The organism is Streptomyces sp. GESEQ-4 (assembly GCF_017948455.1).
Lineage (GTDB): Bacteria > Actinomycetota > Actinomycetes > Streptomycetales > Streptomycetaceae > Streptomyces.
Genome location: NZ_JAFFSU010000005.1, coordinates 18,024 through 43,179, shown reverse-complemented (window position 1 = coordinate 43,179; position 25,156 = coordinate 18,024). Strand labels below are relative to the sequence as shown.

The window sequence follows — 25,156 nt, the reverse complement described above, 5'->3', positions numbered from 1 at the left end:
GGAGTCTCCTCAGCAGCATGGGCCGTCGCCACAGCATGTCGGTTGGTTGCAGTCCGCCTTGGTGCCCCACAGCCGTTCGTCGACCGCATACCCGTGGGCTCGGATCTTGGCCACCACATCCACCATCGTGGCCCTGTCCCGGTAGCGGGACTTGGGGGCGTGGTGGATGTAATGCCCGTACCTCCTCTGACACCACTCGGTGTACTCGGGGCTGTGAAGGATGAACGTGTGCCATCCCGGGTCCACAACCTGAGAGGGCGACAGGCCCTCACCGGTCTGGCCCATCACGTCCAGCAACGCCAGAGCCTCGCTCATGATCCGCTCGGCTGCGGAACGCTCGTGTCCGTACTCCTCAGCGCAGAATTCGGTCAATCGCTCGAAGAGCTCGGGTGATACGAGATCCTTGCCGTGTCGCAGGGCGACCGGTCGTTCAGTTGCCACAGTCAATTCGAAGTCCTCTCTTCTGTCTGAGCTGATATGCACTTGCTGACCCGCTGTGGTGCAGTCGACCTCCGGGGTTGGGCTGCCGGGGCGGGAGGATTCGCGTGCGACCCTGACCCTGCGGTCGCCATGGGGCCCATCCGGGCTGGGGTGGCGCTTGTCAGTGGCGGCGCACCGTGTTCGCGCAGGTGGTGTGGACGCGGCCTGCACGTGTCGCTTCGCCGAGGGGACTGCCGTGGTCGTATGGCACGGACTCCTCGTCATCCTCGATCGGCTTGTCGCAGACGAGGCACATCGCGATTCCGGTGAGCGTGGCGTAGTGGTCGCACAGAGCCAGGACGGACCGGGCAAGGCGCTTCACGCGCTCGAACTCGCCCAACAGGCCCGCACGCTCGATCTCGTCCAGGCGTCGGTGAGCCTCGCCGACCCCGGCCAGCGCCACCTTCGCGGGCACGTCGTCCTCATGGAGAAGGGGTGCGGTGAGCTGCTCGATCCGCGGAATGAGCTCCCACAGGTCCCGGCGGAAGTCGTGTCCCAGGCGCTGGATCGTCTCGTACCGGGGTGGCGCTTGCGCCCCGAGGAAGTCGTACGCCGTGGCCCGCATTTCCGTGGTGTTCAGCGTCGGTGCGTTCGTATCGGCATGGGTGGCGTTCACTGGGGCACCGCCTGCCCGGCCCTGCCGCGCAGGCAGATGCACTGCTGGTTCACGGACATCAGTGGTGGTGGCTCTGCCCGCACGGGATGTTCACCGTGCCGCGGTGGTCGGAGACCGTGCCGTAGCGGTCCACCTTGTACACGGGGATGGTCATCTTGACCCCGGGTGTTCTCGGGGCAGTAGCGTTCATGGTGTCGACGCTCCCTCTCTGGTCTGAGCGTTGGCCACGCCCCGGGGCCGTCGAAGCAAGCCTCACCATGGAGCCGCACGATGCTCACGCGCCCGTCGATGATCGTGGGCGCGAGCAGGAGTACGTCGGACATCCCTGGTTCCCATCTGCTGGTTCCTACGCGTGTGACAGATGGTGGGGGCCAGCGAGGGTCACAAGTACCCCAGCGAGGGGTAGTCGGGCAGCTTGCTCAGATAGCAGCGCACCACTCGGCGAAGTCGGTGAGCGTCTCGGAGTCGGCCCGCTTCAAGCGGCGCAGCGTGGCAGCGTCCTCTCGCACCCAGGGGTGTTCTCGGGTGTGCTGCGGAGCGATACGGCGGGCGACCTTCAACGACTCGAATGAGTCATCCGCTAGCCCGGACCACAACTGCGCACGGGCGAGTTCGATGTAGAACGCGGAACGCCGTTCGGCTGGCAGATCCCCTGGCGGCTTCCACCCGCCCGCCACGTCGAGGGCGCGGCCGACATGGTCGTCCCCGAGGCTGACCGCTACTGACACCTCGTGGACCTTGACGGAGTCGGGGCCGAAAGCGGTGCCGTAGTAGATGCCTTCGGGGACTCGGGCAGCCAGGGCGCTCGCCTCGTTGAGGTGGGTGACCGCTGCCGAAGCGTCACGGGCTCGCCCTGCGATGACGGCGGCCCGCATGTGGAGCGCGCCCTTTGCTGCGATCTCCGGCGCTGTGGCGGGGACCGGTGCGGCATCCAGGGCTTGTTCCAGGGCGCGCAGCCCTGGCATGTGTGCGTGGGCTGCGAAGAACGTCTCTGTACGCACGTACGCGACGGACGCGGCCAGCAGCGGATCGTCGGCCTCGGGGACCGCCCACCTCATGAGTTCGATCATGCGGGCGGACAGGTCGCGGGCGCCGAATTTGTAGGCGACCGCGTCCGCGGACCGATAGGCCATGACCAAGAGCCCGGCCAGTTCCGCACGTTGTCCGGTGGGGGCAGCGTGGTAGGTGCGAGCGAGTTCGGTGAGCAAGTCGGGCAGCCGGCGGACAATGCGCGTGTATTGGGCTCCCAGCCGCCAGCGGGCGGCCTCCGTAACCGATGTCCGCAGTTCGTGGACGGGGCGGACGGGGCCGTCGTCGGGGAGGTCGTACGTAGCGATCGCGGCGGAGAGCACGGGCAGAGCCTCGTGGACGCGCGTGTGAGTCGGCACGCGGTTGGCGCGCAGGCGGGTGGGATCTACACCGAGAGCATCAGCGATGGCCTCCACCGTGGAATCGCTGACCCCGCGCTCGCCTCGCTCGATCTTGCGGACAGTGCCCAGAGACACGCAGGCGGCCTCAGCGAGCTGCTGCTGCGTCATCTTCGGGCGCATGACGCTGCGGTAGTAGGCGATCCGCGCGCCTACGCCACCCTTGGTGTGTGAGGGCATTCCGGCTCCAGTTCGGTGCGTCCACTCCGCACCGTACTCGCGCCGAGACACCGCGTGGACATGAACGGCCCCATCAGCCCTGGCTGGTGGGGCCGCATGGTTCCGGTCAGCCCTTCACGATCTCGGTGAGCTGGGTGAGGCTGTCGATCCGCCAGTCCGCCGCGGCTGCAACCTCCGGATCGTCTGCCCAGAGATGTCCCCATGGTCCGCGGCGAAGGTGCGCCGTGCGCAGGCCTGCCGCCTTCGCTGGGAAGACGTCGTTGGCCGGGTGGTCACCGACGTACACGGTTGCGTGCGGAGCAGCCTGCGCCGCCTCCAGCACCCGACGGAAGAACTCCGACTGCGGCTTCGCGACGCCCCACTCGCCCGAGGTCACGATGAGATCGGCCGGGAGACTCAGGGTGCGCAGCAATTCCGCAGCGCGGGGCGTCTGATTGCCCGCGATGATGACGCGCACGCCCTCGCCCCGGAGTGCCGACAGGGCCGGGCGGACGTCGTCGTAGAGGTCGCTCTCGTCGAGGTGCTCGCCGCGCCCGGCGGCTTTGCGGGCGTTGTACTCGGCGGCGACGTCGATGCCTGGACGCAGGAGCCGGAGGGCTTCGGAGTTGTCGTGGCCTTGGGCGACGACCGCTCCGACGAGTGCGGAGAGGGTGTGACGGGGAACGTTGAGCCAGTCTGCCCAGGAGGCCCAGTACCGGTCGTCACGGGTGATCGTCTCGCCGATGTCGAACACGATGGTCTCAATCACCCTGGGAGCCTATGTGGCCGTGGCGGGTGCCAGGCGAGATCGTCCGTGGCACCACTCCCTGACCCCTGAGCCACGCTGACGTCCCGCTCTGACTCCGGGATCTTCCTGACCAGGGACACCAGTCGGGCTTGACCCGGCACCACATTCGCGTCAAGCCCCTGGTAGGAACGGCGGCCACGACGGTGGCGATTCGACGGATCAACGGGCCACGGCTGCGGTGATGGCCTCGCCCGCAGTCGCGGACAGTGTGGCGTCGTCCCGTTCGGTGCCGGCCCAGGCGACATGGCCGTCCGGGCGGATCAGGGCGGCGCGTACCTCGGCCCACGCGGCCGGGGGGTGAGCGAGGGCCGCGGTGTGTACGGCGATCCGCTGGGCGGTGGCGAGTTCGCTGAGGTGTCCGCCGGTGAGGTCGAGGAGCAGGTATGCATCGGCACGCAGCCGTGCGAACAACCCGGTCTGCGAATCCGTGAAGGCCAGGTCGGGGGCGCGGGTGCCGTGAAGAGGGTGGGCCGTCGGGGCCGCGGTGGGGTAGGTGACGGCGAAGGCGGTGAGGCGTTCGGCCAGGGCGCGGTTGAACGCGGGCTGAGTGGCGATCATCCCGCTCAGCAGGGAGCGCAGGTCGCGGCCCTCGGGCGTGAAGGTGGTCATCAGGGCCGTCTGGGCGCGGCTGTGTTCCGCCAACTGGGCGCCGACCGGGCGACGTTCGGCGTGGTATGTGTCCAACAGGCCTTCCGGGGCCCAGCCGTTCAGCGTCGCGGCCAGCTTCCAGCCGAGGTTGTGCGCGTCCTGGATGCCGACGTTCATGCCGACACCGCCGGCGGGGAAGTGCTGGTGGGCGGCATCACCGGCGAGCAGGACGCGCCCGCGCCGGTACTCGGCGGCCAGCCGGGTGGCGTTGCCGAAGCGGGAGAGCCAGGACGGGTCGCGCATGCCGAAGTCGTCTCCGGCGATGGCGGCGGTCTTCTCCCGCAGCTCGTCCGTCGTGAGGTCGCCGGGCCACTCGGTGGTGAGGCTGTCGGGGCTCACGCCGACGACCCGGAACCGGCCGCCGGGCAGCGGCGCGACCATCACCCGCCCCGGAGGGTGAAGGTGCTGAAGCCGGGTCGCGGGGGGTTGTCCAGGGCGACGTCGCCGAGCCAGCCGAGGACGGTGGAGGGTGTGCCGGGGAAGTCGATACCGGCGGTGGTGCGCACCGTGCTGCGCGTGCCGTCGCAGCCGACGACATACGCCGCCTGGATCTCGTACGCCCCCTCCGGACCCTCCACCTGCACGGTCACCGACTCCGCGCGCTCGGTGAACCCGGTGACGCGATGTCCGCGCACGATCGATGCCCCCAGCCCGAGTGCGTGCTCCTGGAGCAGTTCCTCGGTGCGGGCCTGGGGCAGGGCGAGGGTGTACGGGAACGGGGTGTCCAGGTCCCGGAAGTCGAGCCGGTCGTCGAGCATGGCGAAGTGGCCGCCCGGGATCGGCAGACCCTCGGCGAGGAAGGCCCGGTGCGCCCCGCGTGAGGCCAGGACCTCGATGGTGCGCGGGTGGATGGTGAGCGCTTTGGAACGCCCGTCGATCTCGGTGCGCGCCTCGACGACGGTGACGGAGACCCCGCCCAGCCGCAGTTCCGCGGCGAGCCAGAGCCCGACAGGGCCGCCTCCGGCGATGACGACGTGCTGTGTGTTCATGATCCCAGGTCCTTCTCGGCCGTCTTGGTCAGTGACCAAATCTCCCTGCTCGCAGTAAACTAGGTCAATGACCAAGAGGCAAGCGGGCGACCGTCTCGAACCCGGCACCGTCATCCGTGCCGCCCTGGAGCTGCTGGACGAGAAGGGCCTGGACGCGCTGTCCACGCGGGCGGTCGCCGACCGGCTCGGCGTACGGATGAACACCGTGCTGTGGCACGTGAAGACCAAGGCCCGGATGCTGGAGCTGATGGCGGACGCGGTCATCGGCGAGATCCCCCTCGACGACCTGCCGTCCTCGCCCGACGAACGTGTCCGCGAGCTGGCCCGCCGCTACCGCCGCGCCCTCCTCTGCCACCGCGACGGTGCCGCGCTCGTCGTCGGCACCTACGCCGCCGAACCACACACCTTGCGCCTCGCCGAAACCCTCGTCGCCGCACTCCTGGACAGCGGCCGGAACGAGCGCGAGGCCGCCTGGACCACCTGGACGATCGTCTACTTCACCCTCGGACTCACCCAGGAGGAACAGGCGGCCGAGGGCCGGCCCCTGGGCGACCGCCTGGCGGACGCGGTCTCGGAGCCGGCCCACCCCGCCCTCCACCGCGTCCTCGGCCACCTCACGGCAGATTCGTTCGAGGAGCGCTTCGAGTACGGGCTGGCCGCTCTGTGTGATGACGCGGTCAAGGAGTGACCTGAGTGCTCCCGAAGGTCACGACCAGGCGCCCGTCCGAGGCGAAGGACCAGCCGAGGGCGCCGTCGTAGGAGGAGCAGCGGGAGCCGTTCGTGCCGGACCAGAACTGGTTGGAGCTGTCGGCGTTGCCGATGATCCGGTCGTTCGTGCCGCTGCCGCTGCGGCACGAGGTGTTGTTGCGGAACACCGAAGTGCCCGCGTCGAAGTTGAAGTTGCGTTCGGTGTTGTCGACGCTGACGTTGTTGGAGATCGTCATCGAGCCCGGGTTGCTGTTGTAGGTGAACCCGTGCTTGCCGTTGTCGACAGCGAAGCTGCGCCGCACGATGTGGTTGACCGGCACGTCCTCGCCGCCGAGCTTGTAGCCGTTGCGGTCGCCGTTGCCGGCCTGGGAGCCGTCGCTGAGGGTGCCGTTCTCGTAGGAGAGGGAGTCCTCGATGGTCACCGGGCCGATGGGGTCCTCGTCGGCGTAGGTGTAGAGGTCCCAGCCGTCGTCGATGTTGTTGTGCGCGACGGCGTTGCGGAAGACGTTCCCGGTGCCGGAAGTCAGCTTCGCGGCGAAGCCGTCCGCGTCCTCGCCGTCCGAGTCGGCGTTGTCGTGCGACTCGGCGCTGAGGATCAGGTTGTTGGACGGCCACTGGGCGGTCGGGGTGGTGGAGGTCATCCGGCCGAGTTGCAGTCCCGTGTCGCGGTTGAAGCGGGTCACCGTGCGCTCGACGACGTTGTTGCTGCCGCCGACGAAGATGCCGTTGTCCCCGGCCCGTTCGACGATCAGACCCTTGATGTGCCAGTACGACGCGTTGAGCTGGAGCCCGCGGTTCGACGAACTCTCGGTCTGGGAAGAGAAGTTGAGCACCGGGGTCTCGCCCGGGTACGCCGCCAGGGTGGTGCGGGCACTCGCGGAGCCGTTGCTGCCGGCCGGGATGGTGACCGTCGAGGCCTGGTTGTACGTCCCTCCGCGCAGGTAGATGGTTCCGCCCGCGGAGATCCGGCTGATCGCCGAGGTGAGCGTCGTGGGCGCGGCCTGCGTTCCGGCCGCGCTGTCGGTGCCGTTCGGGGCGACGTAGAGCGCTCTGCCAACAGGCGGAGTGGTGCCGTCCGTCACGACCTCGACGTAGTCGATGTTCGGCAGACCGGCCGCGGTGGTCGGGGCCAGCCGGATGGTGTTGCTGCCCGGGTTCACCGGCACGGTCAGCGTCTTGGTGACCCAGGTCGACCAGGCGCCGGTGCCCTCGAACGACGGTGTCTGCACCGTGGACCCGTTGACGACCAGTCCGGCTGGGCGGGCGGCGGTCGTGCCGTTGGCGAAGCGGATGTGCAGGGTCGCCGTGCCCGATGCGGGTGCGGTCACGGTGAACTGGGCAGAGCCGCTCGTGGAGTTGGTGCCGTTGCAGAACCCGCTGCCGGAGTAGCCGGCCCAGTCGGAGTCGAGGGTGCCGGTGCAGACCGCCGGGGAGCTCTCGGCTTCGTAGCGGGTGGCCGCCGCCTGTGCCGCGGGGGTGGCGGACAGCGCGACGAGTGTCCCGGCCAGCAGGCCGACGGACGCGATGACGGGTCTCACTGGTCTCAATCGCATCGTTCGTCTCCAAGTCGGTTGGATTCACATGCGGTTGGTTTGATTCACATCCAGATGAGGGAAAGCGCTTTCTCGGAAGCTAGAGCCATGATGTGAGCGCGTCAATGACTTGTACGTGATTGCTGTTCATCAACATGAACTGCCGTGCAGGGGTGGCCTTCTCACGGCTTTGCCATCTCGTTACAACCCGACCCGCCCCCGCCTCGTCTCTCCGCTCGACCCGTCACACAGTCCGCCGCGTACCGGGCGGGCCGACGAAAGAGAGCGAATCCATGCGCCGAACTGTCCTGAGCGTCCTGGCACTTGCGTGCACCGCCGTACTGGCGGCCACCGCACCCGCGCTCGCCGACGAGGCGGCGACCCCGGCCCCCAAGGCGACCACCGCCCCGAGTCCCGTACCGGCCGAGGACGCAACCCCGAGCCCCGCGCCGGCCGAACCGACGACTGTCCCGCCGACGGAGGACGCCCCCGACACCGAGCCGACGCGCGTCCCGAGTGATCAGGTCTCCGTCGTCCCCAGCGGCGCCCCCGACACCGGAGTGACGTCGCAGGACTCGGGCCCCGGGGCCGGAATGATCGGCGGCGGTGCTGCCGCGGCGCTGGGCCTGAGTGGCGCGGCGGTCTTCGTCGTACGGCGTCGGCGGGCGACCGGGGCATGACGGAGTCGCTCTCCAGGCGTGGGCCCCTCTCCCGGCGTACGTTCGCGACCGCGGCGGCGGGTGCGCTGACGGCCTCGTTCCTCACGGGGTGCGGCGGCGGCCACGAGGGCGTGCGGACCGAGCAGGACACGGGAAGCACGCCGCGGTCTACGACACCGCGGTCAACTCCCGGTCCCGCCAAGGCGGTCGGCCATTCCGTGCCCATCCGGCTGCGCATCCCCGGCATCGAGGTCGACACCCCGGTCATCCGGCTGGGGCTGGCGTCCGACGGCACCGTGGAAGTACCGCCGGTCACCGCGCACGACCGGGCGGGCTGGTACGGGCACTCGCCGACGCCGGGCGAGATCGGCCCGTCGGTGATCCTCGGCCATGTGACGGTCGGTGAGTACGGCGACGGGGTCTTCCGGCATCTCGACCAGCTGCGCCGCGGCGACCGGATCGAGGTGCGCCTGGGGAACGGCACGGAGACGGAGTTCGCCGTCACCGCCGTACGGACGGTCGCCAAGGCTCAGTTCCCGACGGACGACGTCTACGGTGACGTAGGCCGCCCGGAGTTGCGACTGATCACCTGCGGTGGGCCCAAGAGTGGCGACGAGTACCGCGACAACGTGATCGTCTTCGCCGCGCTGAGTGTGCGCTGAGCACGAGTTGAACCGGCCCCCCACAACCCGCACCACCCTGGAGAGCGTTGAAACGGTCCCGCGACACGGCAGCGTCCGAGCTGTTCGCCGCCCTCTACCCGCGCCTGGCCGGCTGGTGCCGCCGTCTCGTCGACGACGACGAGACGGCGCACGAGATCGCGTCGGAGGCGTTCACCCGGCTGTGGGCCCGCTGGACGAAGGTGGAGGAGCCCCGCGGTTTCCTCTACGTCACGGCCGCGAACCTCGTCCGGGACCACTGGCGCAAGCTGGAGCGCGAACGCAGGGCCGTGCGCCGGGCCACCCATGAAGTCGCCGTGCGCCCGCACGCCGAACCGGCGGACCCGTCCGTACGGCTGCTCGTGCAGTCCCTGCCGGAACGACTGCGCGTGCCGATCCTGCTGCACTACTACGCTGACATGCCGATCCGGGAGGTGTCCGTGCTGACCGGACGTAAGGAAGGGACCGTCAAGGCCGACCTGCACGCGGCCCGCGAACTGCTCCGCGTCCAACTGAGGAGAAGCCTTGACCACACGCTTTGACCAGGACCCGGAGTTCGCGCCGGACGACCCCCTCGCGGTGATCCTCCGCCCCGCCTCCGAGCACCTCGCCCCGCCCCCCGGCCACTACGAGACGATCCGCCGCACCGCATCCCGCCGCCGACTGCTCCGCGCCGCCGCCGGAGCGGCCCTGACCTGCGCCGTCGCCACACTGATCGCGCTGCCGCTCCACCTTTCCACCTCCACCTCTCCTGCCGCCCCCTCGGCCCCGCTCGCACCACCGCCCCCGAGCGGTCGTACGACACCCCCCGCACCGTCGGCGCCCTCCACCACCCCCTCGCCCTCCGACAGCGCCAGTCACACCCGGAACCCCGCCACCGACGTGCCGCGCGCGCCGAGCAGCACGGTGGTGCCCAGCCCTGCCTGGCCGTCGGCGTCGGCGCCCCCGACGGAGGCCGCCACGTCCGAGGCGACCCCGGCCGACAGCCGCCCCTGACACGGCGACACGGCCGACAGCCGCCTCTGATACGGCGAGACGGCGACACGGCCGACATGCGTCTGGTGCCGGTTTTGCGGTGAGTGGTGGGTAAATCCCGCATAAGTTGTGCCTGTTCTGCTCGCACCACTTGTCCACTCTCCCCTTGTACCGAGGCCCCCACATGCCCAGTTCCCGCAAGCCCAGAACGACGAGCCCGTCGCTGCGCCGCGCGCTCGTGATCGTGGCGACCGTCCCCCTCGCCGCGACGATGCTCACCGCTCCGTCAGTCGCAGCCGACCCGGCCGCCGCGGTGCGCTCCGTTTCCGAACTCGACCGCGCCGAACGGAAGATGGCGCGCAACCTCGACATCCGCGTCCGGGACCGGCGGCTGGGCGGCCGGGTCAGCGGTGTCGTCATCGATGCCCAGTCCGACAGGAGGATCTGGGGTCACCGCGCGGCGACCGCGCTGATGCCCGCGTCCAACGTCAAACTCGCCACCGCTGTAGGGGCGTTGACGGTCCTCGGCCCCGATCACCGGTTCACCACCAAGGTCGTCCACGGCCACGGCACGCTCACCCTCGTCGGCGGCGGCGACCACACCCTGACCACCGGGAACCTCGACGCGCTGGCCGAGGACGCAGTCGCGGGTCTGAAGCGGGCCGGTGTGACGTCGGTGCGGGTCCGCGTCGACGGGCGTCTCTTCCCCAGGCCTACCCGTGCCACCGGCTGGAAGCGCGGCTACTACCCCGGCGAGGTCACGCCGGTACGGGCGCTGGCCGTGGCCGGGCACGACGTCATGGACACCTCGCTGGATGCGGGGCAGGTCTTCGCGCGGCTCCTGGCCCAGCGGGGCGTCACCGTCACCGGTGGCGTGAACCGCGGTGCGGCCGGGGCCCGTGACGTCACCGTCGGGCAGCACCGGTCGGCCGAGCTGTCCAGGATCGTGCGGCGGATGCTCAAGGTGAGCGACAACGACATCGCCGAGTCGCTGCTGCGGATGACCGCGCTCGGCGCTGGACGCCCGGCCACCTTCGAGGGCGGGACGGCGGCCGTACGGACGGTGCTCAGTGGGACGTACGGCGTGTCACTGGCCAACTTCCGGATGTACGACGGCAGCGGGCTGTCCCGGGCCACCCGGATCCCCGCGCAGACGCTGGCCGAGATCCTCGATCTGACCGTCGACCCGCGCCACTCCCGGACGCTGAAGCACATCGTGGACGGACTGCCGGTCGCCGGGCAGAGGGGCTCCACTCTCGGGCCGGAGTGGGGCCGCTTCGACACCGCGGCATCGAGGTGCGCCGTCGGAAAGGTCAGGGCCAAGACCGGCACCCTCACCGGCGCCATCGCGCTGAGCGGCATGACGAAGGCTCAGGACGGGCGATGGAAGGTCTTCTCCTTCGTGGAGAACGGCTCCCCGGCCGCCCCGAGCGCCACCAAGGACGCCCTCGACGGCCTCGCCGCGACGGTCAACGGCTGCTGGGCCTGAGCACGGCACACACGACCGGCGGCCGTCGCCGGACACTACCGGCGCCGGCCGATGGCCGCGGTCGCTCAGAGGCCGAACTCCTGGGGGGACAGGCCGAGTACCCCGCACGCCTCGCGCAGGACCTGCTCCTCGGCCGGTGCGATGTAGCCGTCCGCGCCCGCCACGACGAAGCCGGTCTGGACGACGGCCCTGGCCTCGGTCGGCTTCTTCGCGGCCTTGGCGATCTCCTGCATCGCCTCCGCCTTGGCGTGCTGGAAGTTGACCGCGAGCTGGTCGACATGCTTGTTGAACCGCTGCCGCAGCTGGTCGGGCGGGAAGTTCTGCAGCACGTCGTTGCTGACGATCAGCGACTCCACGTGCTGCCGCTCGGCCGGGTCGACCGTCCCGTCGGCGGCGGCGACCAGGGCGCACATGGCCATGCTCGCGTCCCGGTAGGCGCCGCTCTTCAACTCCGTCTTCAGAGACGTGAGCTGGGTCTTGAGCGTGCTCACCAGCTGCGCCTTCGATCCCCCGCCGGACCGCGCACCCGGAGCCCCGTGACCGCCGGGGCCGCGCGACCCCTGCTGCAGCCCCTTGGCCTGGTCCTTGATCCGATCCCACATCGCCATACGTGCCACCTCGGCTTGAGCCCACATCGTTCGGTCGCCCGCACCATTCCCGGGCTTCCTCCTGGCAACGCTTCCCCGCGGCCCGAAGTTCCTCCGTCACCAGTGGGGCACAAGTGTCTCCTGGTGCAGACCTGCTGCTCTGTGACCCCTGGGAATGTGGCTGATCTGCAGCTGTCGAACGCAGTATCGATCCAGCATGTGGGCCTCATATCAGCCACACAGAAGGTGACTGATTGTCCATGTGCCTCGCCGACTGCCCGCCGGGCAATTGCCTGATGGGTGGGTGCATGACCGTATGCGTTGAACTCTGTTCAATCGTGAACGGTTTCTCTCCGTTACCTGCCAGTGTTCAGGCCAAGTTCCGCTCCATAGCGCACGGTTGGCGCGGAATGCAATCTACCGTTTTTCGGCCAACCCTCCATGCTGATCTTGGCTGGGATGGATCGATAAGTAGACAATCTTCTGGGCGGTCGGCCCTGGGGCGAGGAACCACTGCCCGACGAATGACCCCCGGCTCCGCACGGAGCCGGAGGCAGCGTGCTGGAGGGGTTGTGGAACGCTACTTTTTCACCAGCGGGTGGCACGATGACCTGCGACGAACGGTGCGCGAGTTCGCCGAACGAGAAGTACGCCCCCGGATAGCGGAGATGGAGACTTCGCGAGCGGTGGCACACGACCTGTCCCGGCTCATCGCCCGGCAGGGCTGGATCGGCGTGACCATCGACAAGGTGTACGGCGGAATGGGCGCCGGACATCTGGCCAAGACCATCGTCATCGAGGAGCTCGCCCGCGTCAGCGGAGCGATGGGGGCCATGGCGCAGGCCTCCCAGTTGGGCGTCGCCAAGATCATTCACTTCGGCGACGAACTGCAGAAGCGCACCTGGCTGCCGCGTATCGCCGCGGGCGACTGCCTGCCGACGATCGCGGTGACCGAGCTGGAGTCGGGCGGCCACGTCCTCGGAATGAGCAGCACCGCCGTCCGTGACGGCGACGACTACATCCTCAACGGGCACAAGGTCTTCGTCGGCAACAGCCACGTCGGCGATCTGCACGGAGCGGTCGTACGCACCGGCGAGGGAGCGCAGGGCCTGTCGGCCTTCCTCGTCGAGTCGGACCGCCCCGGCTTCTCGCTCGCCGCACACCAGCCGGCGATGGGCCTGCACGGCTTCAGCTTCGGCAAGCTGATCTTCGACAACCTCCGGATACCCGCGGCCAACCGGCTCGGCGCGGAGGGCCAGGGCCTGGCCGTCGCCTACTCGTCCAGCATCCTCTACGGACGCCCCAACCTCACCGCCGTATCCCTCGGCATCCACCAGGCCGTCCTGGAGGAGACCACCGCCCTGTGCATCGAGCGGGAGCGGTACGGCGCCCCCCTCGGCGCCCTCAACAGCATCAAGCTCAAGCTGGGCCGCATGAAGTCCCGGCTGATGACCGCCCGGCTGGCCGCGTATCACGCCGTGCACCTGCTCGACCAGGGGCTGCCCTGCGACGCGGAGCTGATGAACGCGAAGTTCCTCAACCACGAGTCCGCCGTCGATTCGGCCAAGGACGCGATGGAAATCCATGGCGCGGCAGGCCTGTTCACCGACCGCCCGATCGAACGCTACCTACGCGACGCCCACCACATCTACGCCCCCGCCGGCACCTCCGACATCCAGCTCCTGAGACTGGGCGAGGTAGCCCTAGGCACATCCAAGGGCCAGTGGTCAGAACGCCTGTCCCACCTGGTCCGAACGACCGGCCCACACACAAGGGAAGGCCAGCTGGAACCGGCAGCAGGCTGACCGCGGTGCCCCCGCGCCCCAAAGGGGCGCGGGGAACTGCGCGACCAGCCCCCACGAACCCGCAGCCGAAACGCGACCTACCCGCGGAGCTCCATCGCATGGATCCGCTCGACCAACTGCTGCGCCAGCGACTTGATCGTCGCCAGCCCTTCCCGCCCCCACGGATGGGTGTCCGTGTCCACCACGCAGATCGTCCCCAACGCCATCCCGGTCTTCCAGTCGATCAGCGGAGCGCCCATGTACGACCGGATGCCGATCTCATCCACGACCCGGTTGCCCGCGAACCGCGGATAGTCGCAGACGTCCTCGAGCACGAGCGCCTTCTTGCGGACCACGACATGCGGGCAGTACCCCTGGTCCCGCGTCATCGTGCGGCCCACCTGCTGCTCCTGCGGTGCCGCCTCCAGTTGCACGCCGGGCTTGCCGGCGGCGTAGAGACCGGCGAAGTACTGGCGGTTCTCGTCGATGAAGTTGACCATCGAGAACGGCGCACCGGTGACCTGCGCCAGATTGCGCGCGAACTCGTCGAACTCCGGGATGGGGGCGTCCCCGATGCCGAGCTCGCGCAGCCGGGCCACCCGGGCCGGCGCGTCCCGGTCCTCGGGGGTCAGCAGCAGGTGGCTGGTCGGGTCGAACTGGGTCGGCGGGGTGTAGGGAACCGGGGCTGACATGCAGGCTCCATTCGGCTGCGCTGAGGGTGCCTCAGCGCAGCGGGTTGAGTTCCGCGGGCGGAGTGCCGGGAGTCGAGGCGAGCAGATGCTGAACGAGTGCGATCAGTACGCGGGTTGCGGAGTTGCACTGCCGTGCGTCACACATCACGACGGGTATCTCGGGCTTGAGGGCGAGGGCCGCGCGGACTTCATCGGCCTCGTAGCGATAGCCGTTGTCGAACTCGTTGACGGCGACGATGAAGCCGATGCCGCGCCGCTCGAAGAAGTCGACCGCGGCGAAGCAGTGGTCCAGTCTTCGGGTGTCCGCGAGGACCACCGCGCCCAGGGCCCCGTTGGACAGCTCGTCCCACATGAACCAGAACCGCTCCTGTCCGGGCGTACCGAACAGATACAGCACATGGTCCTGGTCCAGGGCCAGCCGGCCGAAGTCCATCGCCACGGTGGTGGTCGTCTTGTCCTCGACGCCCACCAGGCTGTCCGTGCGCGCGCTGACCTGGGTCAGCAGTTCCTCCGTGCTGAGCGGCTCGATCTCGCTGACCGCGCCGACGAAGGTGGTTTTGCCGACCCCGAAGCCTCCCGCGACGAGGATCTTCAGGGCGGTGGGAAAGGGATCAGATCCGCTTTCGAAGGCCATGCAGCACCGCCTCCAGGATGTTTCGGTCGGTCGGGGAGGCTGCCTCGACGGGACGCGGCGACCGCATGGCGAGCGCCTGGTGCGTCACGAGGTCGGACAGCAGGACTTTGGTGATGACGGCCGGCAGCCGCAGATGGGCGGCCACCTCGGCGACCGACACGGGCGCGTCGCACAGGGCGAGCACCTGGTCGTAGTCGGGTCCGAGGTAGGTCGGCGGCCGGACGCCGGTGGCGATCACGAGGGTGAGCAGGTCGAAGTGGGCCGAGGGACGGGTGCGGCCGTTGCTGACGGTGTACGGCCGTACCAAGCGGCCGGCCTCGTCATCGAGCCACGACTCGTCATCGGCGTCCGACACGTTCAACGCCCCGCGTCCGGCGAACCGCCGGGCACCTGCTGTCGGGCCGGGGTGGACAGATACGGGCGCACGCTCTTGACGAGCATCGCCATCTCGTAGCCGAGTACGGCCGCGTCGGCGTCCCGCTCGGCCAGCACGGCCAGACAGGCGCCCGAGCCGGCCGCGCAGACGAACAGCAGCGCGGTGTCCAGCTCCACCACCACCTGCCGTACGTCCGCTCCCTGGGCGAACTGCACCCCGGCGCTGCGGGCGAGGGAGTGCAGGCCGGACGCCAGGGCCGCCAGGTGTTCCGCCTCGGTCGATGTCTCGAACCCGTCAAAGGCCTTCGCCAGTCCGTCGGAGGACAGCAGCAGGGCGCTGCGGGTGTAGGGGACCCTCTGGACGAGTCCGGCCAGAAGCCAGTCCAGATTCTTCTGCTGGCCGGCGTACATGTCGCTCACGGTGGCGTTCTTCTCCTTGTCCGAAAACGGAGCCAGTGGTCATCGGGAGCCGTCGGGGTGCGGCTCGTCGGGTTCGTTGTCGGCCAGGTCGATCCCGCGCCGGAACATGGCCATCAGCCCCGGATCGTGCTCCACCTCCTGGTCGTCGGACCGGCGTGGGGCGGGGCCGTTGCGGAGTTCCGGCACCAGGTGCTCCTGCGCGTGGCGCTGCGGCAGCGGCGGCCGTCCGTCCCGGCCGTCCGAGCCGAGGGAGGGACCGCGGTCGTACGCCTGAGGCGCCGCGGCACCTCGTGGCTGCTGCTGCGGCGGGGTGTACGGCGGCGGCGTGCCCGTCCCCCGTGCCTGCTGCTGCGCCATGGGGTGGGGTGCGGCAGGTGCGGCGGACTGTGCGTGTGCCTGCGCCTGGGCCGGCGGCAGCGGCTGGCGCAGGGCGGGCGGCGGCGTCACGGGCCGGGCGGAGGCCGCCCGGCCGGACTGCTGCTGTGCGCCGGCGATCTGCTGCTGGTGCGGGACCTGCTGTGGCGCGATCTGCTGCTGGTGCGAGGTCCGCTGCTGCGCGATCTGCTGCTGGTGGGGCGGGACCGGGCGCTGCGCCGGGGCCTGGGCGGCCTGGGGCGGTCTCTGCGACTCGTGGGCCGCGCGCGCGGGCGCGTTCTCGGGCTCGTCGCCGAGCAGAGCGGGCGGGATGATCAGGATCGCCTGGATACCGCCGTAGATGTTGCTCTGCAGCCGGACCGCGATGCCGTGGCGGCGGGCCAGCGCGGAGACCACGTACAGGCCGATGCGGCCGTCGGCGAGCAGCTTGCTGAGGTCGATGTGGTCGGGCTCGGCGAGCAGGGTGTTGATCCGTGCCTGCTCCTGCAGCGGCATCCCCAGACCGCGGTCCTCCACCTCGATCGCGAGCCCCGAGGTCACCCGCTGGGCGCGCAGCAGGACTTGGGCGTGCGGCTCGGAGAACATCGTGGCGTTCTCCACGAGTTCGGCCAGCAGGTGGATGACGTCGGCGACGGCGTGGCCGCGCACGGTGCCCTCGATCGGCGGCACCAGCTTGACCCGGGAGTAGTGCTCGACCTCGGCGATGGACGAACGCAGCACCTCGGTCAGGGTCACCGGGCGGGTCCACTGACGGCGGGAGACGGAGCCGCCGAGCACGGCGACGTTCTCCGCGTGGCGGCGGATGCGGGTGGCCAGGTGGTCGACGTGGAAGAGGCCCTTGAGCAGTTCCGGGTCCTCGACCTCGTTCTCCAGCTGGTCGAGCATGTTGATCGCGCGGTGCACGAGGGACTGCAGTCGCCGGGCGAGGTTGACGAAGACCTCGACGCGCTCCTCGCTGTCCTGCGCGCTGGAGCGGGGCAGCTGTGCCGACTGCGCCAGGGCCGTGCAGGCCTGCCAGGTGCCGACGCGGATCTCGTACGCGAGCCGGTCGACCGGGTCGGACGGCGGCGGGCCGGCCTGCGCGAACGGAGCCTGCTGCTCCAACGGCTCGCCCCGCTCCAGGCGTTGCAGCGTGCCCCGCAGTGCGGCCTGGCCTTCGGCGACGGCGCGGCGCAGCGGCGCGTACTCCCGGGACGCGTTCCGGGCCTCGGCCCGCCCGGCCCGTACCGCACCGGCCAGCACGCAGCAGCCGAGCACGGCGCCGGCGGTCAGCACGGACCAGGTGGTGCCGTCCGCGGTGCCGTCCTGGGTGAGCAGTACGAAGACGATCAGCGCGGCGGAGAGGACCGCCATGAGGGCCGCGGGAAGAACGGCGAGACGCACCGTCCTCGAAAGTGTGGCCGAATCACTCGGCGTGTCCTGAGCCGGCGGCTTGGCATGCCTGTTCCGCGCCGAGCCCATGGCACCCGCCCGGTCGGGCTCCGAGCGCACTGCATAGGTCGGGGATTCGGGCATCGGAGTCCTCTCGGTCAACCAGCTCGGACACACGGCGCGCAGCGCGAAGTAACCGTCAACTCAGGGTCAGTATCGGACAGTTAATAGGACAGCCACACTACGCCACCCTCCTCACACTGGCGTAATCGCATCACCACGGAAACGGAACCTTGGCCCGCCGAAACGATTCGGCGGCGCTCTCGGCAACAATCCGGACACACCGCGTTGACGCGAGGGGTCTTGACGATGGCGCGAAAGGGACGCTGCGGCGTCGGGCGGCGTAAGCGGAATGTGGAGGGCGGGTGCCCGGGGCGGGGGATCGTCGCCCGCCCGGTCGACGGACTCACCGACACGGAGACAGGCGTGGTTGTCCGAGCGGGCGGCTACGCTCCCCGGCCATGATCACAGCAGCCGATCAGGGCGCGATGTCCGACGCCTCCGTCACCGTGGCCCGAGACGCGGACGGCATGGTCGCCGTCCTGACCGCCGAATTCCCCCGGCACGGCGGCGAGTACGTGTTCCTGCCCGGAGGGCGCCGGGAGCCGGTGAGACACCGGAGGAATGTGCGCGTCGCGAGCTGCGTGAGGAAGCCTGCGTCACCGCCCGGACGTGGCGGCCCCTCGGCTCGTACGCCATCGTCCTGAACGCGACCGCCCGCATCCACCTCTACCTGGCCGAAGGCCTCACCTTGGGCCCGCAGCAACTCACACCCACCGAAGCGGACTTCACACTCACGTGGTGGCCGCTGCCGGACGCGATCCGGGCCGCCACGGAGGGACGCTTCCTGCTTCAGGGCGGCCCATTGGCGTTGCTGCTGGCCCAGCAGGTGGCCTCGGCCCGCCTCACGGTGACGCCGTCCGAACGGGCCGAGAACGGGCGCGACAGTGGGCTGACCTGACCGAACGGACGTGGCCCGGGTCCTGTTTCGGACCCGGGTTGGTCATTTCCGGACGGATGGAGATCGAACGCTTTACAGAAAGCGCAACCACAGTTCGACAATGTCTGTGAATCGGGGGGTCCGATTCACTGCTTGGTGCTGCTGAGAATTCCGCTCACGTTCAGGACCTCGTGACACCCCTGAGCCTGACGACCGGTGGCCGGTGTACCAGGCTTGGCGCAGGTCACGCTGATCGTCACGGTGTCGTTCTCGGCGATCTTGATGGGGGTCACCCAGTGGTAGTCCTGGTTACGGAAGGTCTCCAGCGCGATGGTGGTGATTTTGCGGTCGCCGAAGTTGAAGGTCAAGACCCCTTCGTCGCCCTGGAAGTTGGCGACGACGGCGTCCGTGACCCCGAAGACACTGTCCTTCGGCACCGTGTAGGACTCGGACTTGGTCTCCCCGGCGGCCAACTCCACGTCGATGGTCTCCGAGTGCTGGCCGCTGGTGCTCGAGACGCCGCCCTCGCCCGTGGCGCCGCCGCCACCACCGCCACCGCCCGATCCGGCCGGCGCACCCGACTCCTGACCGCCGCCCCCCGGCTGGGGGTTCGCACCGCCGCCGGCGCCCGGAGTCTGCTCGCCCGCGGGCGTGGGACGGGGCTGGACCGCCTCCTCGGCGGCTTCCTTGGCGGCGCTCTTCACCACCGGACGCACCAGTGCGAACCAGGCGAGCAGCAGCGCGAGCAGCGCCGCCAGCAGAATCAGCAGCCAGCGCGGGAAGATCGGAATCTGGACGAACTCCGCCTCCAGCGGCGGCGGGGCGGCGGGCTCGTCCCAGCGGGGCTGCTCCCCGTCCGCGTCCCCGTCCCGGTCACCGGTCTCGGCGGCGTCCACCGTGAACGGCCACACCACCGGGGCGCCGAACCACACCGGCTTGGCCGTACGGACCCGCAGGCCGACCTCGGTCGACTCACCGGGCTCCAGCTTGGGCTGCTCCGGGGTGAAGGCGAACCCGAGTTCCTCGCCCGCCTGACCGGGCGTGAAGCCCACCTGCACCGGGGTGTTGCCCTGGTTGCGCACCGCCAGCTTGTAGCGGCCGCGCAGCCAGCCGCGGCGTCGGCGCGGGGCCAGCTCGGTCTGCAGTTCGTGGAACGCCTCGATATGGACGGTCGTTTCGAGGACCCGTACCGACTCGGGGTGCTCGGTCGGCAGGACCCGCACACCGAGGGGCTTCTCGCCGGCCCGGATCTCCGGGGAGCGCGGCGGAGCCAGACGGAGCGTCACCGTCTCGGAGGTGCCGGGATAGAGCGAGACCCGGGCCGGTTCCACGGTGGTCCAGGGGGCACAGTCCCCGACGACCTCCAAGTTGTACGCCTCGACGATGTCGCTGTCGTTGCGGACGGTCAGAGTGGTCGTGGCGATCTCGCCCGGCGTCACCGTCACGGCCGGAATGTCGAGGCCGGGCGCACCCGGGCCGGAAGAGGCTGCAGAAGGCGTCACGCCATCACCGTAGAAGCGCGCCCCGCGGTCCCACGAGGAACGCGAGGGCAATTCACGGGCAGTCACGCTGCCCGGCAAGCCAATATCAACTCCCTTGTAACGGAACCTCGTTAATGTGGCGCGCCGTTTCCCGTGCGCCGCCTTGCGGCGGTTGCCTCGTCCTGAACCACTCCTGCCCCCACGAACCCTGGAACAGGTAACAAGCGATGTTATGTGCACAGGAGACCCGCACTGCCATGTCCGACACCACGTCACGTGAGCCCGCTCAGGCAAAGGCCGGCCACCGGGCGTCCAGAGCCGACCGGACGGGCGGCCGGGTGACCGTCGCCGTCTACGCCGCCGATCCGGTGCTGCGCGTCGGCATCGTCCACCAGTTGCGCCAGCGCCCCGAGGTCGACCTGGTCGACGACGCCGAAGCGGAAGGAGCCGCGGTGTCGCTGGTGGTCGTCGACGACGTCGGCGACGACGTGGTCGCCCTGCTGCACCGGCTGCGGCACAACAAGGCCACCCGCACCGGCCTGGTGATCGGCACGCTCGGACCCGGCGCGCTGCAACGCGTCATCGAGTGCGGAGTGGCGGCGGTGCTGCGTCGCGCCGAGGCCGAGCAGGACCAGCTGCTGCGCCTGGTCCTGGCGATAGCCAACGGAGAGGGAGTCCTGCCCGGCGACCTGCTCGGCAAGCTGCTCTCCCACGTGGGCAACCTCCAGCGCTCGGCACTCGACCCCGGGGGCCTGTCCCTGTCCACGCTGACCACGCGCGAGGCGGACATGCTGCGGCTGGTGTCGGAGGGCCTGGACACGGCGGAGATCGCGCGCAAGACCGCGTACTCCGAACGGACCGTCAAGAACGTCCTGCACGAGATCATCACGCGACTGCAACTGCGCAACCGGGCCCACGCGGTGGGCTACGCCCTGCGCAACGGGCTGATCTGACGAGCAGGCCGACTGGTTGGTCCGGCCAACGGATCAGGCCAACCGGTCCGGCGTACCGGGCGACGGGTTCGCGCGCACCCCGTCCGGCGGGCTCCGGGAACCCGGCACTGCCCGAAAGCGCAGCCACGTTTCCCCCGGGTACGTCCCCACCGCCCTGCCGCCCCGCACGGGGGCGGTGCAGGGTGGCGGGGGCACATCCAGATGCCTCATCCAGACTGCGAAGGGGACCCTGATGGAAACCGCTGGCTCCGGCGGGCGGTACCGCCTGGGGAGACTCGGGATGTCGCTGCTGCTGCTGATCCCGCTGCTCGGGGTGACGGCCGCCGCGGGGCCGGGCAGCGCCGAACCACGGGCGCAGGCGGCGGCCGACGCCGCGGACGCCCGCGTCGCGTACGCCGGTACCCGGCACCGCAGTCTCGGCAGGGTCACCGCCACCTCTGCCGACCCCAGGGAGAACGTCAGCGCACCGCTGTTCGGGGAGGGCCCGGCCCACTACGACACCCAGCCGTCCGCCGTCGGCGACCAGCTGGTCTTCGCGAGCCGCCGCGACGAGAAGAACCCGCAGATCTATCTGCGGGCCGCCGACGGTTCCGTACGCAAGCTCACCAGCGGCATGAACGCGGCGCACCCCCAACTGACCCCGGACGGCCGGTCAGTGCTGTTCGACTCCGCCGAGGCGAACGGCGCCGGCGGCGGGACGCAGCGCGACCTGTGGCAGGTGCCCGCCGACGGCACCGGCAGCCCGACGCGGCTCACCGACACCCCCGCGAACGAACAGGACCCGGCGGTTTCCCCGGACGGGCAGCGGATGGCGTACTCCAGTGACAGCGACGCGTCGGCCGGAGCGCAGATCTACGTACGGTCCCTGGCGGGCGGCACCGAGACCCGGGTCACCGATCCCGCGAACGGCACCGCCACCGAGCCCGCGTGGAACCCGGTGAACGACGACGTCAACCGGGACTGGATCGCGTACACCGCCACGGCCACCGTCGACGGGCAGCCGCGGTCCACGCTGCGGATCACGAACGGGACCAGCGACGAGCCGCTGTTCGCGGGCAGGTTCGCCAACTGGCGTGCCCACGCGGCAGCGTGGAAGCCCGACGGGAACACGGTGGTGTTCCTGAGCCCTGAGATCACCTGCACCTGCGAGGGCGACTACGACCACGTGTTCACGTTCCCCGCGCACGCCGGCGAGGACCCGAACGTGGAACCTCCCCTGGTGCTCAACGAGGACCGGGAGGTCCTCTCGCCCACCTGGCTCGGCTCGAACACCGGCGGCGGCGTGATCGTGGAGCGCACCACGGCGGACGACCCCGGAACCCGTACCGACGAGGTCTCCGCCGCGCACGTGGTGACGCTGCAGGACGCCCGGATGGACGGGTCCGACCCGCGCGACCTGGGGCTGACGATCCTCAACGAGGACCCGGAGGCCGACACCAACACCGATCCCGCCAAGGACCCGCTGTTCCAGCCCAGGGACGGGTACGACCCGTGGACCGAGCGGCAGAACTACACGCCCGACGGCCGGCGGATCGTCGTCACCCGCTTCGAGACCATCGACGGGCAACGCGTCGAGCGGATCTGGACGGTGGACGCCGACGGCGCCAACGCGGAGCCCATGCGGCTGGATGAACGTGCCGCGACGGACTGGGACACCGACCCGACGTTCTCCCCGGACGGCAAGTTCCTCGCCTTCACCCGGACTTCGCCGGGCGGTGTGGGGGATGCCGCAGGAGACAGCCGCATCCTCATCGCCGACGTGGCCAGCGGTGAGATCACCGGCGAGATCACCCCGCCGGCCGGTGAGCTCCAGGGCCAGGACGCCCAGCCCACCTGGTCCTCCGACGGCACCACCCTCGCCTTCACCCGCAACATGGAGATCAACGGGGGCGGCGGCAACAAGCACATCTGGACCGTGCCCGTGAACAACCTGGGCCGGCAGACCGACCTGAGCGCGATCAACTGCCCGGGCGACTGCGAAGTCATCGACGACAGCCCGGCGTTCTCGCCGGACGGGCTCACCATCGCCTACAACCGCAAGAACGGCGGCGGCGCGGTCGACGAACAGAACGGCCTGCTCCTGACGTCCCTCTCGGGCGACGACTGCCAGGTGCTGCTGCCCGCCTCCCTCGTCGACCTGCCCGGCGCCTGCGGCCGGGAGCTGCCGGACACCTCGGCCACCGGCCCGTTCCAGCCGCGCGACGCCGCGTGGACGGCCGACGGCAAGAGCCTGGTGTTCAGCTCGCGTGCCGAGGTCGAGGTCAACAGCCCCGAGAAGCTGAGCGTCCTGAACGTCGAGTCCGGCGACATCACCCCGCTCACCACCGACTTCCCGGGCCGGCAGAAGGAACCCGCCGTCCAGCAGTCCGTGGACCTCGCTCTCGAGGCGCCCGGCACCGCGCCGGAGGTCACCGTCGGGGCCTCCAGTACGGTCACCGTCGACGTGATCAACAACGGGCCCGCCGCCTCGCCCGGCACCACGCTGACCATCACCCCGCCGCCCGGCGTGCAGATCACCGGGATCCGCCATCCCCGGGGCACCTGCAATGCCGCCTCCCTTCAGTGCAACGTGGGCGTGGTGGAACCCGGCGCAAGCGTGCCGGTGGACGTGACCTTCACCGGCGTCACGCCCGGCGACGCGCCGATCGACTGGTCGGTCACCGGTACGGTCCTGGATCCGGAGCCCACCGACAACTCGGGCCGGACCGTGGTGCCGGTCGTCGAGGAGGAGCAGCCGCCCCCGCCGGACCCGAGCCCCACTCCGACACCGACGCCTCCGACCCCGACCCCGGCGCCGCCTACCAGCGGGCCGCCCACGACCCCACAGCCCCCCGTGCCCCCGGAGCCTCAGGAGCCGAAGGCCGGACCCGGCGTGCGGGTCAGCGCCCAGCCGAACCCCGGCTATGTGGGCGGGCGGGTCGTGGTGACGTACACCGTGCGCAACGGCCGCAACGCGCTGGCGACCGGGCTGCGGCTGAAGATCGGCCTGCCCAGGGGCATCGCGAACAGCGGGCCGCCGGCCGGCTGTGACTCCTCCTGGGTGTGTGCGCTGCCGGACCTGAGGCCGGGCGCGAGCACGGTCGTACGGGTGGTCCTCAGCCCCAGGAAGGCGACGACGGGCCAGGCGGTCGGCATCCTCACCACCACCGGGACGGACGCCAACCGGAACGACAACACCGCCCGGGAGCGGGTGCGGATCCTGCAGCCGCGCATCATCGCGGTGCCGGAGATCGGCAAGCCCGGCTTCGTCACCTCGGTGCGCGGCAAGGACTTCCCGCCGGGCGTGCCGGTGCGGTTCAAGTGGAACCCGGGGATCACCGCGGCGGCGGCGCCGACCATTCCGAAGCGGGACGGCACGTTCATCGGCCAGCTGCTCATCCTCGCCAAGGACCAGACCGGACCGCGCACCATCACCGCGAGGGGTCCCGGGTTCTCGCCGGTGAAGACGGACTTCCTGGTGGTCATGGGCAGTGTGCAGCCGCCCGACGAGGTGACCCGCCGGTGATCCACGAGGTCGACGATGGGCTGCGGCGGCTGCTCGGCGAGTCGGGCCTGGAGGCGTCGGGCGTCGAGGTCGTCTTCGACGCCCCCACCCGGGACTGGGCGGCGCGGCGCAGCGCCCCGACGGTCTGCGTCTTCCTGTACGACATCCGCGAGGACGCCGCCCGGCGGGGTGCCGGCGCCGGGGAGGTGTACGACGAGGACGGGTACGTGGTGGCGCGGCGCTCCCCGCCGCGCTGGTTCTGGCTGTCGTACATGGTCACGGCGTGGACGAGCCGGCCGCAGGACGAGCACCGGCTGCTGTCGCAGGTGCTCGCCACGCTGGTGGCCACGGACACGGTGCCCGAGCGGCTGCTCACCGGCACGCTCGCCGAACTCGGCCTGAAGGTATGGCTGGACGCCGGCGGGTCCACGCTCGACGCGCCCGCCGCGTCCGATGTGTGGTCGGCGCTCGGCGGCGAACTGAAGGCCTCGCTCGGCCTGCGCGTGCGCGCACCGCTCGCCGGTATCAGCAGGGTCACCGCGCCGCCGGTCACCGAGGGCCTCGTCGTCCGCTCCGCCGCCGCCCGCGAGGGCGAGGAAGCGGCCCCGGGCCGCCGGCTGCGCTACAAGGAGGTCAGCGACCCCGGCCCGAACGGCTTCGCCGGGCCACGCGAACGCGGCGAGGCCCCGGCCCGACGCCGGCGGGGGGACCGTCAGCCGTGACACACGCCGCAGAACCCGCTGTGGCCGGATCCGCCGTCCGGTCCGGCGCCGAACGGCGCCGCGGTGAGGACCGCGCTTCTGCTCGGTCCACCGCCGGCCGGCCGTGCCGGGGAGACCGCGCAACCGTTC

25 protein-coding genes and 1 pseudogene are annotated in these 25,156 nt (G+C 70.4%); 12 read left to right on the top strand and 14 right to left on the bottom strand.

Annotation, left to right across the window (positions count from 1 at the left end; translation table 11 throughout):
- Positions 1–9: 9 nt before the first annotated feature.
- The 6 genes and pseudogenes from KCH48_RS12275 to KCH48_RS42180 form a co-directional block, all read right to left on the bottom strand.
- Entirely contained in the window at positions 10–483 is a 474-nt protein-coding gene (locus KCH48_RS12275; protein WP_307840866.1) for a hypothetical protein, read from the bottom strand.
- Positions 484–601: 118 nt separating this feature from the next.
- Positions 602–1,096, bottom strand: a complete 495-nt coding sequence (locus tag KCH48_RS12270) for a DUF6415 family natural product biosynthesis protein (protein ID WP_210573082.1) — start codon at positions 1,094–1,096, stop codon at positions 602–604.
- 58 nt (positions 1,097–1,154) lie between these two features.
- Positions 1,155–1,286: a hypothetical protein gene (locus tag KCH48_RS42910; RefSeq protein WP_282615135.1), complete on the bottom strand. Its 132-nt coding sequence runs from the start codon at positions 1,284–1,286 to the stop codon at positions 1,155–1,157.
- Positions 1,287–1,515: 229 nt separating this feature from the next.
- Positions 1,516–2,703 carry a helix-turn-helix domain-containing protein gene (locus tag KCH48_RS12265; RefSeq protein ID WP_210573081.1) on the bottom strand — a complete coding sequence of 396 codons (1,188 nt, stop codon included), beginning with the start codon at positions 2,701–2,703 and terminating at the stop codon, positions 1,516–1,518.
- Positions 2,704–2,809: 106 nt separating this feature from the next.
- Positions 2,810–3,451 (bottom strand): HAD family hydrolase, encoded by a 642-nt coding sequence (locus KCH48_RS12260; RefSeq protein WP_210573079.1) that lies wholly within the window; start codon positions 3,449–3,451, stop codon positions 2,810–2,812.
- A 198-nt stretch (positions 3,452–3,649) separates the two neighbouring features.
- Positions 3,650–5,241, bottom strand: a pseudogene (locus KCH48_RS42180) (FAD-dependent monooxygenase).
- Here KCH48_RS42180 and KCH48_RS12245 point away from each other — a divergent pair.
- The gene (locus KCH48_RS12245) at positions 5,195–5,815 is read left to right on the top strand and encodes a TetR/AcrR family transcriptional regulator C-terminal domain-containing protein (RefSeq protein WP_210573075.1); all 621 of its coding nucleotides are present in this window, start codon (positions 5,195–5,197) and stop codon (positions 5,813–5,815) included. The pseudogene KCH48_RS42180 and the gene KCH48_RS12245 overlap by 47 nt on opposite strands.
- Here KCH48_RS12245 and KCH48_RS12240 read toward each other — a convergent pair.
- Positions 5,805–7,388, bottom strand: coding sequence for a carbohydrate-binding protein (locus KCH48_RS12240; RefSeq protein WP_210573073.1), 1,584 nt, complete (start codon positions 7,386–7,388; stop codon positions 5,805–5,807). The two genes, KCH48_RS12245 and KCH48_RS12240, sit on opposite strands and share 11 nt — an antisense overlap.
- Positions 7,389–7,660: 272 nt before the next feature.
- On the opposite strand from KCH48_RS12240, the gene KCH48_RS12235 reads away from it, so the two are divergent.
- From KCH48_RS12235 to dacB, 5 genes are all read left to right on the top strand, one after another.
- A complete protein-coding gene (locus KCH48_RS12235; RefSeq protein ID WP_210573071.1) occupies positions 7,661–8,047 on the top strand; it encodes a Tat pathway signal sequence domain protein in 387 nt (128 codons plus the stop codon).
- Entirely contained in the window at positions 8,044–8,688 is a 645-nt protein-coding gene (locus tag KCH48_RS12230) for a class F sortase (protein WP_210573069.1), read from the top strand. The genes KCH48_RS12235 and KCH48_RS12230 overlap by 4 nt, the downstream gene beginning before the upstream one ends.
- A gap of 47 nt (positions 8,689–8,735) precedes the next feature.
- Positions 8,736–9,227 (top strand): RNA polymerase sigma factor, encoded by a 492-nt coding sequence (locus KCH48_RS12225; protein WP_210573067.1) that lies wholly within the window; start codon positions 8,736–8,738, stop codon positions 9,225–9,227.
- The gene (locus KCH48_RS12220) at positions 9,211–9,681 is read left to right on the top strand and encodes a hypothetical protein (protein WP_210573064.1); all 471 of its coding nucleotides are present in this window, start codon (positions 9,211–9,213) and stop codon (positions 9,679–9,681) included. The genes KCH48_RS12225 and KCH48_RS12220 overlap by 17 nt, the downstream gene beginning before the upstream one ends.
- A 163-nt stretch (positions 9,682–9,844) precedes the next feature.
- Complete coding sequence (dacB, locus tag KCH48_RS12215) at positions 9,845–11,149, top strand: D-alanyl-D-alanine carboxypeptidase/D-alanyl-D-alanine-endopeptidase (protein WP_210573063.1); 1,305 nt, start codon at positions 9,845–9,847, stop codon at positions 11,147–11,149.
- Positions 11,150–11,214: 65 nt separating this feature from the next.
- On the opposite strand, the gene KCH48_RS12210 is transcribed toward dacB, so the two are convergent.
- Positions 11,215–11,757 carry a tellurite resistance TerB family protein gene (locus KCH48_RS12210; RefSeq protein ID WP_210573056.1) on the bottom strand — a complete coding sequence of 181 codons (543 nt, stop codon included), beginning with the start codon at positions 11,755–11,757 and terminating at the stop codon, positions 11,215–11,217.
- Between the two features lie 503 nt (positions 11,758–12,260).
- Here KCH48_RS12210 and KCH48_RS12205 point away from each other — a divergent pair.
- Positions 12,261–13,541, top strand: a complete 1,281-nt coding sequence (locus tag KCH48_RS12205) for an acyl-CoA dehydrogenase family protein (protein ID WP_210573054.1) — start codon at positions 12,261–12,263, stop codon at positions 13,539–13,541.
- A 77-nt stretch (positions 13,542–13,618) separates the two neighbouring features.
- Here the strand turns inward: KCH48_RS12205 and KCH48_RS12200 are convergent, their stop codons facing one another.
- Genes KCH48_RS12200 through KCH48_RS42175 form a run of 5 tightly spaced genes read right to left on the bottom strand, consistent with a single transcriptional unit; the run spans position 13,619 to position 17,399 of the window.
- The gene (locus tag KCH48_RS12200; RefSeq protein ID WP_210573047.1) at positions 13,619–14,212 is read right to left on the bottom strand and encodes a GAF domain-containing protein; all 594 of its coding nucleotides are present in this window, start codon (positions 14,210–14,212) and stop codon (positions 13,619–13,621) included.
- 31 nt (positions 14,213–14,243) lie between these two features.
- Entirely contained in the window at positions 14,244–14,846 is a 603-nt protein-coding gene (locus KCH48_RS12195; protein ID WP_210573046.1) for an ATP/GTP-binding protein, read from the bottom strand.
- Positions 14,824–15,207: a DUF742 domain-containing protein gene (locus KCH48_RS12190; protein ID WP_210573045.1), complete on the bottom strand. Its 384-nt coding sequence runs from the start codon at positions 15,205–15,207 to the stop codon at positions 14,824–14,826. Before KCH48_RS12190 ends, KCH48_RS12195 begins: the two co-directional genes overlap by 23 nt.
- On the bottom strand, positions 15,204–15,632 hold the full coding sequence (locus KCH48_RS12185; RefSeq protein WP_210573774.1) for a roadblock/LC7 domain-containing protein: 429 nt from the start codon (positions 15,630–15,632) through the stop codon (positions 15,204–15,206). The genes KCH48_RS12190 and KCH48_RS12185 overlap by 4 nt, the downstream gene beginning before the upstream one ends.
- A gap of 48 nt (positions 15,633–15,680) precedes the next feature.
- A complete protein-coding gene (locus KCH48_RS42175) occupies positions 15,681–17,399 on the bottom strand; it encodes a sensor histidine kinase KdpD (protein WP_210573043.1) in 1,719 nt (572 codons plus the stop codon).
- A gap of 509 nt (positions 17,400–17,908) precedes the next feature.
- Between KCH48_RS42175 and KCH48_RS43410 the strand changes: the two genes are divergently transcribed.
- Positions 17,909–18,154 (top strand): hypothetical protein, encoded by a 246-nt coding sequence (locus KCH48_RS43410; RefSeq protein WP_374104678.1) that lies wholly within the window; start codon positions 17,909–17,911, stop codon positions 18,152–18,154.
- A complete protein-coding gene (locus KCH48_RS12175) occupies positions 18,088–18,408 on the top strand; it encodes a hypothetical protein (RefSeq protein ID WP_374104677.1) in 321 nt (106 codons plus the stop codon). Before KCH48_RS43410 ends, KCH48_RS12175 begins: the two co-directional genes overlap by 67 nt.
- A gap of 125 nt (positions 18,409–18,533) precedes the next feature.
- Here the strand turns inward: KCH48_RS12175 and KCH48_RS12170 are convergent, their stop codons facing one another.
- Positions 18,534–19,841, bottom strand: coding sequence for a hydrolytic protein (locus KCH48_RS12170; protein ID WP_210573773.1), 1,308 nt, complete (start codon positions 19,839–19,841; stop codon positions 18,534–18,536).
- Positions 19,842–20,125: 284 nt separating this feature from the next.
- Here KCH48_RS12170 and KCH48_RS12165 point away from each other — a divergent pair, with 284 nt between their 5' ends.
- The 3 genes from KCH48_RS12165 to KCH48_RS12155 all read left to right on the top strand — a co-directional run bounded on the left by KCH48_RS12165 (position 20,126) and on the right by KCH48_RS12155 (position 25,027).
- On the top strand, positions 20,126–20,821 hold the full coding sequence (locus KCH48_RS12165; RefSeq protein ID WP_246885197.1) for a LuxR C-terminal-related transcriptional regulator: 696 nt from the start codon (positions 20,126–20,128) through the stop codon (positions 20,819–20,821).
- 232 nt (positions 20,822–21,053) lie between these two features.
- Positions 21,054–24,326, top strand: a complete 3,273-nt coding sequence (locus KCH48_RS12160; RefSeq protein WP_210573040.1) for a DUF11 domain-containing protein — start codon at positions 21,054–21,056, stop codon at positions 24,324–24,326.
- Positions 24,323–25,027, top strand: a complete 705-nt coding sequence (locus tag KCH48_RS12155) for a DUF4255 domain-containing protein (RefSeq protein WP_210573039.1) — start codon at positions 24,323–24,325, stop codon at positions 25,025–25,027. Before KCH48_RS12160 ends, KCH48_RS12155 begins: the two co-directional genes overlap by 4 nt.
- The last annotated feature ends 129 nt before the right edge of the window (positions 25,028–25,156 follow it).

Coding starts and splice junctions, on each gene's coding strand:
- KCH48_RS12160 (WP_210573040.1), top strand. CDS start 21,054: ATGGAAACCGCTGGCTCCGGCGGGCGGTACCGCCTGGGGAGACTCGGG.
- KCH48_RS12240 (WP_210573073.1), bottom strand. CDS start 7,388: ATGCGATTGAGACCAGTGAGACCCGTCATCGCGTCCGTCGGCCTGCTG.
- KCH48_RS12205 (WP_210573054.1), top strand. CDS start 12,261: ATGACCCCCGGCTCCGCACGGAGCCGGAGGCAGCGTGCTGGAGGGGTT.
- KCH48_RS12230 (WP_210573069.1), top strand. CDS start 8,044: ATGACGGAGTCGCTCTCCAGGCGTGGGCCCCTCTCCCGGCGTACGTTC.
- KCH48_RS12200 (WP_210573047.1), bottom strand. CDS start 14,212: ATGTCAGCCCCGGTTCCCTACACCCCGCCGACCCAGTTCGACCCGACC.
- KCH48_RS12235 (WP_210573071.1), top strand. CDS start 7,661: ATGCGCCGAACTGTCCTGAGCGTCCTGGCACTTGCGTGCACCGCCGTA.
- KCH48_RS12210 (WP_210573056.1), bottom strand. CDS start 11,757: ATGGCGATGTGGGATCGGATCAAGGACCAGGCCAAGGGGCTGCAGCAG.
- KCH48_RS43410 (WP_374104678.1), top strand. CDS start 17,909: ATGATCACAGCAGCCGATCAGGGCGCGATGTCCGACGCCTCCGTCACC.
- KCH48_RS42910 (WP_282615135.1), bottom strand. CDS start 1,286: ATGAACGCTACTGCCCCGAGAACACCCGGGGTCAAGATGACCATCCCC.
- dacB (WP_210573063.1), top strand. CDS start 9,845: ATGCCCAGTTCCCGCAAGCCCAGAACGACGAGCCCGTCGCTGCGCCGC.
- KCH48_RS12165 (WP_246885197.1), top strand. CDS start 20,126: ATGTCCGACACCACGTCACGTGAGCCCGCTCAGGCAAAGGCCGGCCAC.
- KCH48_RS12195 (WP_210573046.1), bottom strand. CDS start 14,846: ATGGCCTTCGAAAGCGGATCTGATCCCTTTCCCACCGCCCTGAAGATC.
- KCH48_RS12185 (WP_210573774.1), bottom strand. CDS start 15,632: ATGTACGCCGGCCAGCAGAAGAATCTGGACTGGCTTCTGGCCGGACTC.
- KCH48_RS12265 (WP_210573081.1), bottom strand. CDS start 2,703: ATGCCCTCACACACCAAGGGTGGCGTAGGCGCGCGGATCGCCTACTAC.
- KCH48_RS12245 (WP_210573075.1), top strand. CDS start 5,195: ATGACCAAGAGGCAAGCGGGCGACCGTCTCGAACCCGGCACCGTCATC.